This window comes from Pseudomonas sp. BF-RE-21 (assembly GCF_019947305.1).
In the GTDB taxonomy this organism is placed as follows: domain Bacteria; phylum Pseudomonadota; class Gammaproteobacteria; order Pseudomonadales; family Pseudomonadaceae; genus Aquipseudomonas; species Aquipseudomonas migulae.
In genome coordinates this window covers 1-16,068 of the sequence record NZ_JAGYGF010000085.1, presented here as the reverse complement: position 1 = coordinate 16,068, position 16,068 = coordinate 1, and the positions used below count along the sequence as shown (strand labels likewise).

The 16,068-nt window shown below is 59.5% G+C and carries 11 protein-coding genes; 5 read left to right on the top strand and 6 right to left on the bottom strand.

Annotated features, from left to right (window positions below; genetic code table 11):
* The first annotated feature begins 147 nt into the window (after nt 1-147).
* Nucleotides 148-1,599, top strand: a complete 1,452-nt coding sequence (locus KGB25_RS29295) for a mannose-1-phosphate guanylyltransferase/mannose-6-phosphate isomerase (protein ID WP_207285728.1) — start codon at nt 148-150, stop codon at nt 1,597-1,599.
* Between the two features lie 82 nt (nt 1,600-1,681).
* Here the strand turns inward: KGB25_RS29295 and KGB25_RS29290 are convergent, their stop codons facing one another.
* Nucleotides 1,682-4,360 (bottom strand): RHS repeat domain-containing protein, encoded by a 2,679-nt coding sequence (locus tag KGB25_RS29290; RefSeq protein ID WP_223437840.1) that lies wholly within the window; start codon nt 4,358-4,360, stop codon nt 1,682-1,684.
* A 190-nt stretch (nt 4,361-4,550) separates the two neighbouring features.
* A complete protein-coding gene (locus KGB25_RS29285; protein WP_223437838.1) occupies nt 4,551-7,259 on the bottom strand; it encodes an RHS repeat-associated core domain-containing protein in 2,709 nt (902 codons plus the stop codon).
* Between the two features lie 160 nt (nt 7,260-7,419).
* Here KGB25_RS29285 and KGB25_RS29280 point away from each other — a divergent pair, with 160 nt between their 5' ends.
* The 3 genes from KGB25_RS29280 to KGB25_RS29270 all read left to right on the top strand — a co-directional run bounded on the left by KGB25_RS29280 (nt 7,420) and on the right by KGB25_RS29270 (nt 9,262).
* Nucleotides 7,420-7,884 carry a hypothetical protein gene (locus tag KGB25_RS29280; protein WP_008044486.1) on the top strand — a complete coding sequence of 155 codons (465 nt, stop codon included), beginning with the start codon at nt 7,420-7,422 and terminating at the stop codon, nt 7,882-7,884.
* A gap of 33 nt (nt 7,885-7,917) precedes the next feature.
* Nucleotides 7,918-8,742 (top strand): SDR family oxidoreductase, encoded by an 825-nt coding sequence (locus KGB25_RS29275; protein WP_008044485.1) that lies wholly within the window; start codon nt 7,918-7,920, stop codon nt 8,740-8,742.
* Between the two features lie 121 nt (nt 8,743-8,863).
* Nucleotides 8,864-9,262 carry a DUF4440 domain-containing protein gene (locus KGB25_RS29270; RefSeq protein ID WP_207285239.1) on the top strand — a complete coding sequence of 133 codons (399 nt, stop codon included), beginning with the start codon at nt 8,864-8,866 and terminating at the stop codon, nt 9,260-9,262.
* Between the two features lie 136 nt (nt 9,263-9,398).
* On the opposite strand, the gene KGB25_RS29265 is transcribed toward KGB25_RS29270, so the two are convergent.
* From KGB25_RS29265 to KGB25_RS29250, 4 genes are all read right to left on the bottom strand, one after another.
* The gene (locus tag KGB25_RS29265; RefSeq protein WP_223413602.1) at nt 9,399-10,247 is read right to left on the bottom strand and encodes an HlyD family secretion protein; all 849 of its coding nucleotides are present in this window, start codon (nt 10,245-10,247) and stop codon (nt 9,399-9,401) included.
* Nucleotides 10,248-10,272: 25 nt separating this feature from the next.
* Nucleotides 10,273-10,473, bottom strand: a complete 201-nt coding sequence (locus KGB25_RS29260; RefSeq protein ID WP_192420812.1) for a DUF1656 domain-containing protein — start codon at nt 10,471-10,473, stop codon at nt 10,273-10,275.
* Entirely contained in the window at nt 10,463-12,655 is a 2,193-nt protein-coding gene (locus KGB25_RS29255; protein WP_223437837.1) for an FUSC family protein, read from the bottom strand. The genes KGB25_RS29260 and KGB25_RS29255 overlap by 11 nt, the downstream gene beginning before the upstream one ends.
* 139 nt (nt 12,656-12,794) lie before the next feature.
* Entirely contained in the window at nt 12,795-14,294 is a 1,500-nt protein-coding gene (locus KGB25_RS29250) for an efflux transporter outer membrane subunit (RefSeq protein WP_223437835.1), read from the bottom strand.
* 274 nt (nt 14,295-14,568) lie between these two features.
* On the opposite strand from KGB25_RS29250, the gene KGB25_RS29245 reads away from it, so the two are divergent.
* The gene (locus tag KGB25_RS29245; RefSeq protein ID WP_008025343.1) at nt 14,569-15,537 is read left to right on the top strand and encodes a LysR family transcriptional regulator; all 969 of its coding nucleotides are present in this window, start codon (nt 14,569-14,571) and stop codon (nt 15,535-15,537) included.
* Nucleotides 15,538-16,068 lie beyond the last annotated feature (531 nt).

Here is a 16,068-nt window from a genome sequence, read left to right as displayed (position 1 = left end):
GCTTGCCGGCGATGGCGTCCTCAAGGGCCCCATCGCCGGCAAGCCGGCTCCTACAGAGGGCGAGGCAATCGGGACACGAAACAAAAACAAGAGTGAAACGACAGAACGCAGTAGCTCTGACCCATACGATTTTCAAGGAGTAACAACATGATTCCGGTGATCTTGTCAGGTGGTAGTGGCTCACGTCTTTGGCCGCTTTCCCGTAAGCAGTTTCCTAAACAATTCCTGGCCCTGACCGGCGAACACACGCTGTTCCAGCAAACCCTGGAACGCCTGGTGTTCGAAGGCATGGACACCCCGATCGTGGTCTGCAACAAAGACCACCGCTTCATCGTCAACGAGCAACTGAGCAACCGTAAGCTGGAAACCCAGCGCATCCTGATGGAACCGTTCGGCCGCAACACCGCGCCGGCCGTGGCCCTGACCGCGATGATGCTGGTCAACGAAGGTCGCGACGAACTGATGCTGGTGCTGCCAGCCGACCACGTACTGGAAGACCAGAAAGCCCTGCAACGCGCCCTGGCCCTGGCCACCGTCGCCGCCGAAAACGGCGAAATGGTGCTGTTCGGCGTCCCGGCGACCAAACCGGAAACCGGCTACGGCTACATCAAGTCGACCAACGACTCGCTGCTGCCGGAAGGCGTCAGCCGCGTCTCGCACTTCGTTGAAAAACCAGACGTGAAACGCGCCACCGAGTTCGTCCAGTCCGGCGGTTACTTCTGGAACAGCGGCATGTTCCTGTTCCGCGCCAGCCGCTTCCTGGAGGAGCTGAAAAAGCACGATCCGGACATCTACGACACCTGCCTGCTGACCCTGGAACGCAGCCAACAGGATGCCGACACCGTCACCATCGACGAAGCCACCTTCGCCTGCTGCCCGGACAATTCCATCGATTACTCGGTCATGGAAAAAACCCAGCGCGCTTGCGTTGTACCGCTGACCGCCGGCTGGAGCGATGTCGGTTGCTGGGCGTCGCTGTGGGAAGTAAATGACAAGGACGTCAACGGTAACGTCACCAAAGGCGATGTGGTCATTCAGGACAGCAAAAACTGCATGATCCATGGCAACGGCAAACTGGTGTCGGTGATCGGCCTGGAAAACATCGTGGTCGTCGAAACCAAGGACGCCATGATGATCGCCCACAAGGACAAGGTCCAAGGCGTGAAACAGATGGTCAACACCCTCAACGAACAGGGCCGCACCGAAACCCAGAACCACTGCGAAGTCTATCGTCCGTGGGGCTCCTACGACTCGGTCGACATGGGCGGGCGCTTCCAGGTCAAGCACATCTCGGTCAAACCGGGCGCGTGCCTGTCACTGCAAATGCACCACCACCGCGCCGAACACTGGATCGTGGTCAGCGGCACCGCTGAAGTGACCTGCGACGAGAACGTGTTCCTGTTGTGTGAGAACCAGTCGACCTACATTCCGATTGCTTCGGTTCACCGTTTGCGCAACCCGGGCAAGATTCCACTCGAGATTATTGAAGTGCAATCGGGCAGCTATCTGGGTGAGGACGATATCGAGCGGTTTGAAGATATCTACGGTCGGTCTACGCCGATTGAGCGTGGGGTTTCGGTGAAAACCATCGCGCAGTAAGTCATCGGTAAAAAGAAGCCCCCATCCAGGTCACTGCGTTCCCTATCCGCAGTGGTTTGGGTGGGGGCTTTTTTTATGGAAATCATCGACGTTGCGGGTTCAACCTCGAAAGTGGCAGGTGGGTAGGCTCGGACTTCAATTTTGCCTTGAGTCTTTTCGCCACGTCCAAGTCTCTATTATTTGTTGAGCCAAACAGCACATATTTCATGTTCGTACTTTTGCCCACCTCGTTCAAACTCCGAACCGTGACGAAGGTTCGCACCCGCCTCAGTACAGGTATCGACTCTCTTCCAGGCAGATCGCTAAAACCGCCCCTCACCTCGGGTCGAATGAGTGGGTTCTGAATAACGCCACTGACAAACGCCCTGTCTTCACCAGCGGTACGCTGACTTATCGATATTTTCTGAATGGCCAGGATTTCTCGCTTTCCGTTTTCCGGCTTTGCTTTCATCAATGCAAAGAAGCGAGGCTTGTTCGCTGCTGCCGAAGCAGTTGATCCATCAATGCCCTTAGCGACATCACGCATCCGCCCTGCTTGATTTGAAAGTTCTATCATCGACAGGCCCAACTCCGACTTTCCAGCAGTGGATGCACGATTCGCCAAGTCCAGGTACGTCTTGCGGTAGCCCTCCAATGCCTCAACGATTTCCTGCCCAGTCAAGGCGTACTCCGGATCACCCACTTCGAAAATGCGATAGTCATGGGTTTCTTCGTAGCCTCCCTTCGTCTTGTCATGGCGCTGCAACAGGAGATTCAACAGTTGAGTTTCAAGCAAGTGCTGTTTCCAGCCTTGGGTTGAAAGGTCAAGCTCATGGAAAGATGCGTTGAATAATTCGTCACCTGCCAAACCGTTGTAGTCTCGCAACACCATTGGATTGTTTCGAACCATGGCATAGAAATTCAATCCATCAACCGCGCCCGCCGGATCTGGATTCAACCAACGCTGCAACCAAGGCACGTAATACCTGAACCCATAGTAATAAAGCCCCGTCGCGTCCCGTTCCTTACCCGAATATCGCACCGTTTTGTAGCTGACCTGCACCGCCTCGCCGTTCCACCATGCCGTGCCACCAAACGGGTAAAACCTTTCCTGGGTGATGACATTGGCGTGCTGATCCAGCTCCAGCGTGCTTGAGCCCAGCCGGTCCGTCAGGCTATAGCGCTGCTGGTCGTTGCTGATCTCGCTCGGTCTTCCCGCCTCCCAGTGCAACACCCGCACATTGCCGCGCCCGGCCTGGACATTGATCACGTGCAGCACTTCGCCGCTGCCAGTGTGGGTCCGGATTTCCAGGCCGGGCAAATACAGGGTTTCGATGATGTTCGTTTGGGCATTGGTTTGCAGCGAGCGGACTTTGCGCACGCGCAGACCGTCGGCGCCATAAAGGTATCGCTCGCTGTCGTTTTCGGTATCACGCACCACCGGGCGGACTTCACACAATTGATTGCGCGCGTCCCAACGCAGCGTTTGCCCCGGTTGCAGCTTCAGCAGGTTGCCGTTGGTGTCGAAACTGTCACGGAAGTCTTGTTCAGTCGGCTCGATACCATTGCGCACCGGCAGGCAGCGGTTGCTGTGAGCATCGGCGACCAGACGATGGCCGTGGTTTTGCGGGCCGATGTGGGTCAGTTCAAGCAGGTTGTGGCCGGCGTCATAACGGTAGGTCTGGCGGTAATTGCCGGGCATGGCGGGGTCCGCCGTCATCGCCGACGACGGGCCGTGCCTGATCAAACCGGCCTCCCAGCCTGTGGCCTCGATCAGCCGGTTGAGCGTGTCGTAACGATAGTGGCTGACCGGTTCGATACGCTGATTGGCGAAGTAGCGGATCGGCAGCGCGGCGTCTTCGATGCTCAGCACATTGCCGACCGGGTCGTAGCTGTAACGCAGATCCTGCAATGGCTGGTTCTGGCCGAGCCGGGACAGCAGGCGTTGCAGACGACCGTCCTCGGCGGCGTATTCGAGGGTGGTGATCACGCCATTGCCGGCGACTTCCCTTTCGACCTGGGCGTGGGCGTTGTAGGTAATGGCGCTGACCATCGGCAGGTGTTGGGGCGTGTGGCTCAGACGCAAATCCACGGCGCGCAACTGTCCGTCCACAGTCTGGCTGAAGCGTTGTTCATTGCCTTGGGCATCGGTTCGGGAGAGCAGGTCACCCGGTGGGTTGAAACGTGAATGCGTTGAAAACGACTGCGCGATGTCGCCGAGACGCCGCTCTTGTTCGAGTACCGTGCCGGTCAATCCGTAGTCGTTGAGCTGCAGAACACCGGCAAGGTCTGTGTGGCTGATCAGTTGGCCGCACTGGTTGTGATCGGCGGAAACGGGATCGTTCGCCGCATAAGTCAGACGCTCCGCGCAAACCGTTGCGCCCTCTAACGTTTGCTCGAACAATGCCGTCAATCGCAGTTGATTGTCGTAGTGCAACCAACGTTGCGAACCCCGGCCATCCCAGGATTGAACCGGTTGATCTGCCTCGCCGAAAAGATTCACGCGTAAGCCTGCATCGACACTGAGGGTGCACAAGGCCGTGCCGGAGAGGCCATGAATCGTAACCAGATTGGCCGGTGCCGAAGCCATCTGGAACAACCGCGAATCCCACTGCGCAATCGCCCGCCCAGCGGGGTCATGAACCGTGCGATTGACCTGAGCTTCGGCGACCGCCTCCTCCGCGGCACGGTAATAATCCACTGAGCGTAAGGCCAGACCACGCGGATCGATGGCAATCAACTTTGGGGTATGGCGGTGCATGGCCGTTACTTGAGCATCCATGACAATTCATCTCGAAGAATGACGATCAGCTAATGCTTAAAAACCATGCTTGGCTACTGTCAGAAATTACAGTCAAGACGACTGGTATAAATACTAGCCAACACACTTCAATCGCCCTGGCCCAAGTTGGTTGGGTGGGAGCTTTTATATAATGTTCATCACAACTTCAGATAATTGCCTGCAAGCCGCTTCAAGAAACTGGCAACGACTCCCGAATAGTCAAATACTCATGAATAGAAATCCAGCCACCGTCATATCTAATCTGTACCGCCTCATGCGGAACATCCCCCCCCATGTAAAACGTTTCAATCTCTCCCTGCCCCATGTAACCCAACACATTTACCAAACTTGGAATTCGAATTTTATTTTCCTGAACCAACCGCTCCGCGTCATTAGTAACAATATTAGCCATCGTCCTGAACTCTGATTCCAACGAATTTAAATCAGTACTCACCCTAACTAGAATGTTGCCCTCTCTTTTTGAAAAGCGCTTTGCAATACTTACATCCGGCGTAAATGACAACACCCTTCCAGACAGACCCGATTGCATTCCGCTATGCTGAAAAAGTTGAGCAATATACTCGTCGCCACCAGGTTCCACTGCTCTACTTGCTCGTTCCAACCCATTATAACTTATTGCACTAACATGATGACTACGATAAAGAAACCCTTCAATTTTCACATCCTGCTGCGCAACACTATTATTAATGCCAGCTTTAAAATCACTAAACACCCTGCTATCACCAATTTTTCCTGACCTTTGCGCAAGAGTAAAAACCGCGCGCTCGTACGCAGGAGCGTTTTCCCCCGGGGCATCTGGCTTACTTGACTTAACACCAGAAGACTCTCTGCCCTTCGAGTTCCCCAATCCAACCAGGCGACTAAAGAAATTCCCCAGTCGGTTAAAAAGACCTGAAGAGGCCAAACCTTTTATATCGAAATCGTTCACAGGCGAATTTCCAACCATCCGATATAAATTAAGGCCATCAATATCTCTCGCCGGATCCGGACTCAACCACCGCTGCAACCAAGCCACGTAATACCGCAACCCATAATAATAAAGCCCCGTCGCATCCCTCTCTTTCCCCGAATACCGAACCGTTTTACGACTCGCCTCGACCTCCCCCATCCCGGCAAACCAGGCGGTAGTCCCGAACGGGTGATAACGCTCCTGGCTGATCACTTCGCCGTCGCTGTCGAGCTCCAGGGTGGAGGACCCCAAATGATCACTCAGGCAGAACCGGTACTGATCATTGGCGCTGTCCTTTGGCGGCGCCGTTTCCCAGTGCAACACCCGCACGCTGCTGCGCCCGGCCTGGACGTTGATCACATGCAGCACTTCGCCGGTGCCGCTGTGGGTACGCATTTCCAGGCCTGGCAAATAACGCACTTCAGCCAAAACCGTTCGAGCATTGGTCTGCGTCGAGCGGACTTTGCGCACGCGCATGCCGTCGGCTCCGTAAACGTAGTGCTCACTGTCATCTGAGGCGCCGTCTCGTTCTACCGGCCGCACTTCGCACAACTGGTTACGCAGGTCCCAACTCAAGGTTTGTCCCGGTTGCAACGTCAGCAGGTTGCCGTTGGCGTCGAAGCCCCTGCGAAAATCCTCTTCGCCGGGGTCCACGCCGTCGATCACTGGCAGGCAACGGTTGCTGAAGGGCGCGGCGACCAGACGATGCCCATGCTTTTGCGGCCCTTCGTGGATAAGTTCCAACAGGTTGCCGCCCCGATCGTAGCGATAGCTCTGGCAATAATTGCCCCGTGGCGCAGGATCGTCGAAGGCCGAAAACTGTGGGCCTCTGTTCGCGCCGCCGGCCTCCCAGCCCGTCGCACGGATCAACTGATTGAGGCTGTCGTAGGCATATCCGTTGACCGGGTCGATACGCTGGTTGGCGAAGTAGCGAATGGACACGGCGGCGTCTTCGATGCGCAACACGTTGCCCGTCGGGTCGTATTCATAATGGGAATCTTGCAGGACGTCGTTGCCGCGCCTGGCGTGCAAGCGGGTCAGACGAGCATCTTCCGGGGCGTATTCGAGCGTGGTGATCACGCCGTTGCCCGCCACTTCCCGTTCGGTCTGGCCATGGGCGTTGTACTGGATGGCGCTGACCAGCGTTTTTGGCGTGGTGTCGCTGCGCAGTTGCAGTTGCACCTCGCGCAACTGGCCGGCGACGGTGTGGCTGAAAAGCTGACGGTTGCCTTGGGCGTCGGTCTGTTCAACAGCCTCGCCCAGTGGGTTGAAGCGTGAGCGAGTGGTCGCGCCAGATCCCGGTTCCAGCCAGGTATCGCGCTCGTCCACGTGTTCGGGCCAATCGGGGATTTCCAACGTACGCAGAAAGTGCCGGGTCTGCTCAAGCAACCCGCCGGTCAATCCAAACGTCGGGAACAGCTGCGTGCCTGCCCGGTCGTCATGCCGGATCAATTGGCCGCACTGGTTGTGATCGGCAGACGCCGGATCATTGGCTGCATAAGTCAGACGCTCTGCGCAAACCGCTTCGCCCCCCGCGGTTTGCTCGAACAGCGCGGTCAGGCGCAGTCGATTGTCATAGTGCATCCAGCGTTGCGAACCCCGGCCATCCCAGGATTGAACCGGTTGATCCGCCTCACCGAAAAGATTCACGCTCAAGCCGGCATCGACACTGACGATACTCAACGCAGTGTCGGACAGTGACAGGATGCTGCTGAGGTTGGCCGGTGCAGAAGTCTCCAGGAACAACCGCGGATCCCACTGCGCAATCGCCCGCCCAGCGGGGTCATGAACCGTGCGGTTGACCCGAGCTTCGGCGACTTCACCCTGCGCGGCACGGTAATAATCCACCGAACGCACAGCCAGCCCCCGCGGTTCAACGACCGTCATGCTTGGGGTGTCGCGGTGCAGGAAAGCCAGCTGAGGCTGCATCAGGCGTCTTCATGTCGATTTGCACCAGCTAATGCTGAAAACCCATGCATGGCTACTGTCACAAATTACAGGCTCGACAAACGGTCGCCCTCACCACGCCCATCGCCAAGCACACCCGCCCTTAGGTAGGATGAGCCTCTCTCCTGCGAGGTTGTGCGACATGTTCATCGGCGTCCTGTTGGTCATCACCTGGCTGATCCTGTTGCTGCGCTACCCGTCCAAGGCCCTGCCCGTTTCGGTGGCGGCCGCCATCGGACTGGGGCTGGTGGCCACCTGGGTGGTCTGGCTGGACAATCGCGAGGTCAAGCAATTGGCGCGCCTTGAGTTGCGCATCACTTACGCGCCGGAGCACTGCCCGGCGGATCGCCCGTTGCTATTGAAGATGAACAACGGCAACGACGTGCCGCTGACCGAACTGCGCTGGCGCGTCGCAGCCTACGCGCCGGGCGATACGGTCAACCTCGCCGACAATCAATACGCCGCACCGCGTTATCGCGGCCCAGGCGAACTGCAAGCCGGGGCGAACTGGGAAGATTGCCTGCCCATGCCGCCGCTGCGTCCCGGTTATCGCCCGCAAACCCTGGAGTTTCGCGCCGAGCGCTTGCAGGGTAGTTTCTCCGACTGATCCCCACTCTTCCCTTTGCACAAGGACCGCGCCATGCCCGTTGCGTTGATTACCGGTTGTTCCAGCGGCATTGGCCGCGCTCTGGCGGATGCCTTTAAAGGTGCCGGTTATAAAGTCTGGGCCAGCGCCCGCAAGGCTGAAGACGTTGCCGCGTTGACGGCGGCCGGTTTCACCGCCGTGCAACTGGACGTCAACGATGGCGTGGCACTTGAAGCGCTGGCCGGGCAGATCAACCAGCAACATGGCGGCCTCGATGTGCTGATCAACAACGCCGGTTATGGCGCCATGGGGCCGCTGCTGGACGGCGGTGTGCCGGCCATGCAGCGGCAGTTCGAAACCAATGTGTTTGCGATTGTCGGTGTGACGCGCGCGCTGTTTCCAGTGCTGCGCCGGGCCAAAGGGATAGTGGTGAATATCGGCAGCGTTTCCGGGGTCCTGGTCACGCCATTTGCCGGTGCTTACTGCGCCTCGAAAGCCGCAGTGCATGCCTTGAGCGATGCGTTGCGCATGGAACTGGCGCCGTTCGGTGTGCGAGTGATGGAGGTGCAACCGGGCGCCATCGCCTCCAGTTTTGCCAAGAATGCCGGGGCCGAGGCGGAGCAGTTGATCAGCGAACAGTCACCGTGGTTTCCGCTGCGTGAGGGCATTCGTGCGCGGGCCAAGGCGTCCCAGGACAACCCGACGCCGGCCAGTGAGTTTGCCGCCGGTTTGCTCAAGGCAGTGCAGCAGGACAAACCGCCGCGCCTGATTCGTTTGGGCAATGGCAGCCGGGCGTTGCCGTTGTTGGCGGGGTTGTTGCCCAAAGGGTTGCTGGAGTCGGGGTTGATGAAGCGGTTCGGGTTGAGTGGGCAGCTTTGAGACCGCGTTATCGTTCTTCGCGGGCAAGCCTCGCTCCTACAGGTTTTGCGCGAGCCTTGTAGGAGCGAGGCTTGCCCGCGAAAGCGTCAGAACAGACTCTGCAAAATTTTCAGGAAGTAACATGACCGACTACACCGAATACTTTGACGAAGTGATCCAGGCCCACGTCGCCATCGAGCAATGGCTGGCCGAAGAACGAAACGTCACCGAACTTGAACAATTGCTCGCCCGTTTTTCACCGCAGTTTTCCATGGTCTCGCCGTTGGGCCGAGTGCTGGATTTCGACGCGCTTGGCGAGTTGTTCCGGATGGCGGGCGGGAAGAAGCTCGGGTTCAGGATTGAGCTCAGCGAGTTGCGTGGCATTGCGCTGTCCGACAACGGCGCGACCGTGAGTTATCGCGAGCAGCAGACCGATGCGACCGGCCAGCAGACGGACCGGCGTTCGACGGTGGTGTTTGAGAAGCAGGCCGGTGGAAAGGTGGTTTGGCGGCATTTGCATGAGACGTTTTGCAAGGAGTGAGCTGTAAGACCGAGGCGCCTGAATCGCGAGCAGGCTCACTCCCACAGTAAAACTTCAGTGAACACAAGATATATGTACGACGGAGATCAAGTGTGGGAGCGAGCCTGCTCGCGATGGCCGCGACTCGGTCCAAAAGTTAGTTAACCACCACCGTGCACGTAATCCCCGCCGCCAACAACACCCCTTCCGGCACTTCATCAATGTGAATCCGCACCGGCACCCGCTGTGCCAGGCGCACCCAGTTGAACGTCGGGTTCACGTCCGCAATCAGCTCGCGGCTTTCCGGGTTATCGCGGTCGTAGATCCCGCGAGAAATACTCTCCACATGCCCCTTGAGCACTTCGCCGCTCATCAGTTGCATGTCGGCCTTATCGCCCACCCGCACGTGCGGCAGTTTGGTTTCTTCGAAGAAGCCGTAGACCCAGAACGAGTTCATATCGACCACGGCCATTTTCGCTTCGCCGATGCGTGCGTAGTCGCCGGGATGCACGTTGAGGTTGGTCACGTAACCGTCCACCGCCGCGCGCACTTCGGTGCGTTTGAGGTTCAGTTCGGCGGCTTCCAGTTGCGCTTGCGCGTGCTGGTAATCGGCGAGGGCCGAGTCTGCGATATTGCTGGCGTCGTCGCGGTTTTCCCTGGAGATCACCAAGGCATCCATGTCGGCGCGGCGATGGGCGTTGACCTTGCGCATCTCCCACGTCGACTTGCGTGAAGCCACCAGTGCCTGCGCCTGTTTGACCGCGATGCGGTAGTGCTCGGGGTCGATGCGCATCAGCAGATCGCCCTTCTTCACCTGTTGGTTGTCGCGCACCGGCACTTCCACCACTTCACCGGTGACGTCGGCGGCGACGTTGATGATGTCGGCGCGCACCCGGCCGTCGCGGGTCCACGGCGTGTTCATGTAATGCACCCAGAGGGTCCGGCCGATCCATAGCGCGAGGGCCAGCACCAGCAGAGTGGCGAGCAGGCTGAAAAGCTTTTTCATCAGGGCCTTCTTCAGTGATAGAGAGTCAACGGTAGACAGTCAGCGCCAGTGCGCCGAACAGACAGGTAAACAAACTCAGGCGCAGCAGCGCCGGGTGCCAGAAAAAACGGTACAGATCGAACCCGGACAGGAACCTGTCCAGCGCCCAGGCCAGCACCGCGGCGATGAAAAACATCAGCGTCATGGTCGGCATGTACACGCCGTGGAAGGCGATTTCACGAGGCATGTTCAAGTCCTTGAGGCGTGGTCATTGCGTAGGCGGCAAGCGGTGATTGCGGGTCGAGTAATGAGGTGCGGATGAAATGCAGGTAGCTCTTCACCCGGCGCAACGCCGAGGTGTCGAAGTGCGGCGCGAAGGGCTCGTCGGTGGCTTGCACGCGGCTGATCGCATGGTCCACCGCGATCAGGCAGCGCTGCAGATTGCTCTGGCCCGGTTGCAGAAACAGCCGCACCAGCGAACGGCCCATCACGCGGATGGCCTGGCGCCACGGCTGCGATTCGGCGTACGCCGGGTGCACCGGCAGAATCGCCTGTTCCTTGCGCAACTCGATGATCGCGTGACCGACTTCCAGCACCACGAACATCCAGCGCAGCAAGTCCCGTTGCACCTGCGGCTGGCCGGCGGCGAGGCCATAAGCCTGGTGCAGCAAATCCCGCGTACGGCTTTCGAAACTCGACGCCAGGCCCTTCAGTTTGCCGCTGATCGCATACACCACTTGCCCGCGCAGGTCCTGCTCCAACCGGCGCCATAACCAGCGGCTGTTCGGCGGCAGGATGATCGCCCCCGCAGCGGCGCACACCAGCATGCCGAGCACCATGGCGATGTAGTCGTTGATGAAGGTGTAAGGGTTGTAGATGGTGAGGTTGTCCGGCACCGAACCGGTGCTGAAAAAGATCAGCAAACCGAGGCCGACACCGGCGTATTGCGGGCGCGAGGTCAGGAACGAACCGAGCACGATCACCGGCGCGAGCATCACGCACAGCAACGGAAAACCATCGATCCACGGGAAGATGAAAAACATCTCGACGAAGCCGATCAGCGCACCCAGGAACGTGCCGCAGGCCATCTGGAATGCCATGCGTTTCGGGTTCGGCGTCGCCGCCGAAAGGCCCACGGTGGCGGCGGCAATCAGAGTCATCATCGCCCCGCTCGGCCAGGCGGTTGCCACCCAGTAACTGCCCAGCACCACCAGAATAAACGCCGCGCGAATCCCCGAAGCGGCGGACGCCATCCAGTTGGTTTGCGGGGTGAAAGGCTCGTCCCACTGCTCCCGTTCATGACTGTGATCGGCCAGGGACGCGTGGGTCTGTGCATAACCGTGCAGGTCGTCGACGAAGCGATAAAGCAGCTCATACGCGGTATGAAAATCGAGCTGCTCGGCGTCGCTTGGCTCGCTCTCCTGAAACGTCGCGCGCAGGCTGCGCACACGCGCCGGCAGCGCTTCCTTGTAGGCGCTCAGCGCAATCACCAAGCGTGCAGCGTCAGGGCTGGTCAACGCGCGACCACTGAAACCGTCGAGCACTTCCGCGAGGTCCTGCAAGCCCGGCTTGATTGCCGCGACCACATGATCGGCGCCACTGCTGCGCAAGCGTTCGAGCAGTTGGTGCAGGGCATTGAACCGCGTGGTGACGCCCATGAACTCGCTGTTCAAGCGACTGAGCCGACCGTTGCGCCGACGCATGTGCGGGTCTTCGAACACGGTGACGCTGCGCAGCCCTTCCAGGCCGACGGCCTCGGCGATGAAGCGCACGTTACTGACTTCAAAAGCGTCCCGTTTGCTGCGACCGCGCAAGCCATCGGTGACGAACAAAGCGAACACACCGAAGCGCTGATACAAGGCATTGCGCATCGCCGCGCTGGCGGTTTGCGGCAGGATGGCTGCGCTGACCAGCGTGGCGCAGAGAATCCCCAACGAGATTTCCAGCACGCGCCAGACCGCCGCCATGAACGCGCCTTCCGGGTGCGCCAGGGCCGGCAAGCCGACCATCGCGGCGGTGTACCCGGCCAGCACAAAACCGTAGGCGCGGAAGTTGCGAGAACGCGCCGCACCAGCCGAGCAGATGCCGACCCAGATCGCCAGCGAACCGAGGAACAACTCGGTGTTCTGTGCGAACAAGGCAATCAGCGCGACCATCACCGCCGACCCGGTCAGCGTGCCGAGAAAGCGGTAGAAACTCTTGGCGAACACCTGGCCGCTTTGCGGTTGCATGACAATGAACACGGTGATCATCGCCGTGCGCGGTTGCGGCAATTCCAGACGCATGGCCAGCCACAGGGTCAGGAACGCGGCGAACAACACCTTGAAAATGTAGACCCAGGTCACGCCGTCGCTGCGTGCCCAGTCGAAAAAACCCCGGCGCCATTCAAGGGAATACAGCCAGCGCAGCGGTGCGGGCAAGGGAGTCATGAAATCCTGCTCATAGAAATTCGATCAAGACGCAGAACCTGTGGGAGCGAGCCTGCTCGCGATTGCGGTGTGTCAGGCGACATCATCATTGGCTGACACTCCCTCATCGCGAGCAGGCTCACTCCCACAGGTTTTGTGTTCAACGCAATAGAACCGGGGTTTTCGGGGGCTGGGTTTTCTCAGCATTCGGCACGTCATTACCCGCACCAAGCCCGCCACCGAGCGCCGTCACCAGTTCGGCATGAGCACTCAGCCGCGCAGCCTGAATCTGTTGCTGAACCTGCTGCTGTTTGAACAACAAGGTCTGGGCATTGAGCACGTTGAGGTAATCGGTAAGCCCGCGTTGATAAGCGATCATCGCGATGTCGTAAGTCTTCTGCGCGGTGGCCACGGATTCGGCGGCGAAGGTTTGCTGCTTGTCCATGGATTCGCGGCGGATCAACTGGTCGGAGATGTTTTTCAGCGCATTGACCAGCGTCTGGTTGTACTTCGCCACGGCGATGTCGTAACCGGCCGAGGCTTCCCCCAACTCGGCGCGCAATCGGCCACCGTCAAAGATCGGCAACGAGATCGCCGGGCCGACGCTGTAGTTGAGTTTCTTGCCGGTCAAGAACTCCAGCGCACCGCCGCCGGTGGCCATGTAGCCGAGGCTGCCGACCAGATCGACGTTGGGATAGAAACCCGCGTGAGCCACATCGATGCCCCGCGCCTGAGCCGCCACTTGCCAGCGGCTGGCGACCACATCGGGACGCTGGCCGAGCAATTGCGCCGGCAGCGACGATGGCAGTTTCAGCGCGGTGCCCAATGCCAACGTGGGTCGCTGCAACTGCGCGCCGTCGCCCGGGCCTTTGCCTGCGAGTGCGGCAAGCTGATTGCGGCTGAGGGCGATTTCTTCGTCGAGTGCATCGAGCTGGCGGTGGGTTTCCGGCAGCGGCGTTTCGGCCTGGCTGACTTCGAAGTGGGTGCCGATGCCGCCGCTCAGGCGTTTCTGCGCGAGGTCGAGAATTTGCTGCTGTTGTTGCAGGGTCGCGGCGACGATGTCCCGTTGCGCGTAATGCAGCGACAGTTCGATGTAGGCGCGAACGATGTTGTTCTGCAGTTCGAGCTGGGCCAGACGCGCTTCGGCGGCGCTCATGTGCGCCATGTCGACGGCGCGCTCGGTGGCGTTGCTTTCACGGCCCCAGAGGTCGAGGGCATAGCTGAAGCCCAGCGCGGCGTTGTTGTCCCACGTCGTCGCATTGGCCAGCTCGCCCGGCCCGTAGAACTGATCGGTGGGCCAGTTGTGGCGCTTGAGGGTGGACCCGCCATTGATCTGCAGCGACTCGGCAGACTCGGCGATGCCCGCCATGGATTTGGCCTGACGCACCCGTGCCGCCGCCATGGCCATGGTCGGGCTGCCTTGCAGCGCAAGGTCGATCCAGCGGTTCAGTTGCGGGTCACCGTAGGCTTGCCACCATTGCGCGGTGGGCCAGTGAGCGTCCTGCGCGGCGCTCTGGATGGCGTCGTCGGTGGCCAGTGAATTGGCCTCCAGTGCCTTGCCCTGCGGGGCAATACCTGCGGTTCCGATGCAGCCGCTGATTGCCAGGGTTAAAGCCAAAACACTGAGCGTCTGAAGCGCTCTGCTGATGCGACGCGGCACTGCGGCGATTTCCTGAGAAAGTGGACTGGATCCCGTAGGAGCGAAGCTTGCTCGCGAAGAACGATAACGCGGTCCATCTGTTAAACCGCGTTATCGTTCTTCGCGAGCAAGCTTCGCTCCTACAAGGAACGGCGCAATTCTAGGGGGCGGGTTTGATGGCGATAAGCTGGGATTCCTGTGAATCTTTGTTACCGTTAACGCGATAATCCCTTGGTCGGGGTCTCAGACTCTGAAACTTCGTGTCACAATTTGCCATCGCACCCGAGAGCACCCCATGGACACTTTGCAAAACATGCGCGCCTTCAGCTACGTGGCCGAGGCCGGCAGCTTCACCGCCGCCGCCGTGCAACTCGACACCACCACGGCCAACGTCTCGCGCGCGGTCTCCAACCTGGAAGCCCACCTGCAAACCCGCCTGCTCAACCGCACCACTCGTCGCATCGCCCTGACCGAGGCCGGCAAGCGCTACCTGTTGCGCTGCGAGCAGATCCTGGCGTACGTCGAAGAGGCCGAAGCCGAGGCCAGCGATGCCCACGCGCGCCCGGCCGGGCAACTCAAGGTGCACACCATGACCGGCATCGGTCAGCACTTCGTGATCGACGCCATCGCCCGCTATCGCAAGACCCATCCCGACGTGACCTTCGACCTGACCATGGCCAACCGCGTGCCGGACTTGCTCGACGAGGGCTACGACGTGTCCATCGTCCTTGCCAGCGAACTGCCGGACTCGGGCTTCGTCTCCCAGCGCCTGGGCATCACCTACAGCATCGTTTGCGCCTCCCCGGCCTACGTGAAAGCCAACGGCTGCGCGCACAAGCCCAGCGATTTGCTGAACCATGCGTGCCTGCGCCTGGTGAGCCCGGTGATTCCGCTGGAGAAATGGAATTTCGACGGCCCGGAAGGCCAGGAAATGGTCACCATCAACAGCTCGCCGTTTCTGGTGAACTCCGCCGATGCGATGAAAACCGCGATCATCAGCGGCATGGGCGTCGGCGTATTGCCGGTGTATGCGGCGATCGAAGGCTTGCGCAACGGCACACTGGTGCGGGTGATGCCGAACTACCGCTCGCAGGAACTGAATCTGTATGCGATCTATCCGTCGCGGCAGTATCTGGATGCGAAGATCAAAACCTGGGTCGAGTATTTGCGCGGGTCGTTGCCGGAGATATTGGCGGCGCATCAGGCGGAACTGGCGGCGTATGAGTTGAGCGGGAGCCTGGGCGGGGCGCGATTGGCGAATTGATCCCTGTCTGTCGATTGGCATTCATTGTGGGAGCGAGCCTGCTCGCGATGGTCGTGAACGATAACGTTGTGAACCTGATACCCCGCGGTGTTCTCACGTTTTTCGCGAGCAGGCTCGCTCCTACAAAAAGCGTGCTGTCCTAGGATGGTTCTGACGCGTTCTGTCGGTTGTCGGGTAAGACGTTAAATGGATAGGCTCTGAAGTCGCTGACGAATCAGCGGTCGGGCCTGGAAACCTGATTAATCCCTCCTCTGCACATGTCATACTGCGGCGCTTTTTTCTGCCCGCAATGTTATGGCGGCTGTGCGCGGGAGACCTTCGGGTCTGCCGGGTTTTGGTGGGATTGACCGGTTTTCCAGCCTGCGCACAGCTGCCACCTTTCGCCTGGAAACGAAATTGGCAGCTCCTTAATCCCAGCATGGAGCGACGCCCTCATGAAAAAGCCCTCACCCAATCCGCCAGATGCGGAAGTCACCTCCCCCCAAAACTCATTCACCCTGAAAGCCTTGATCCCGCCCCACACCCCCAGCC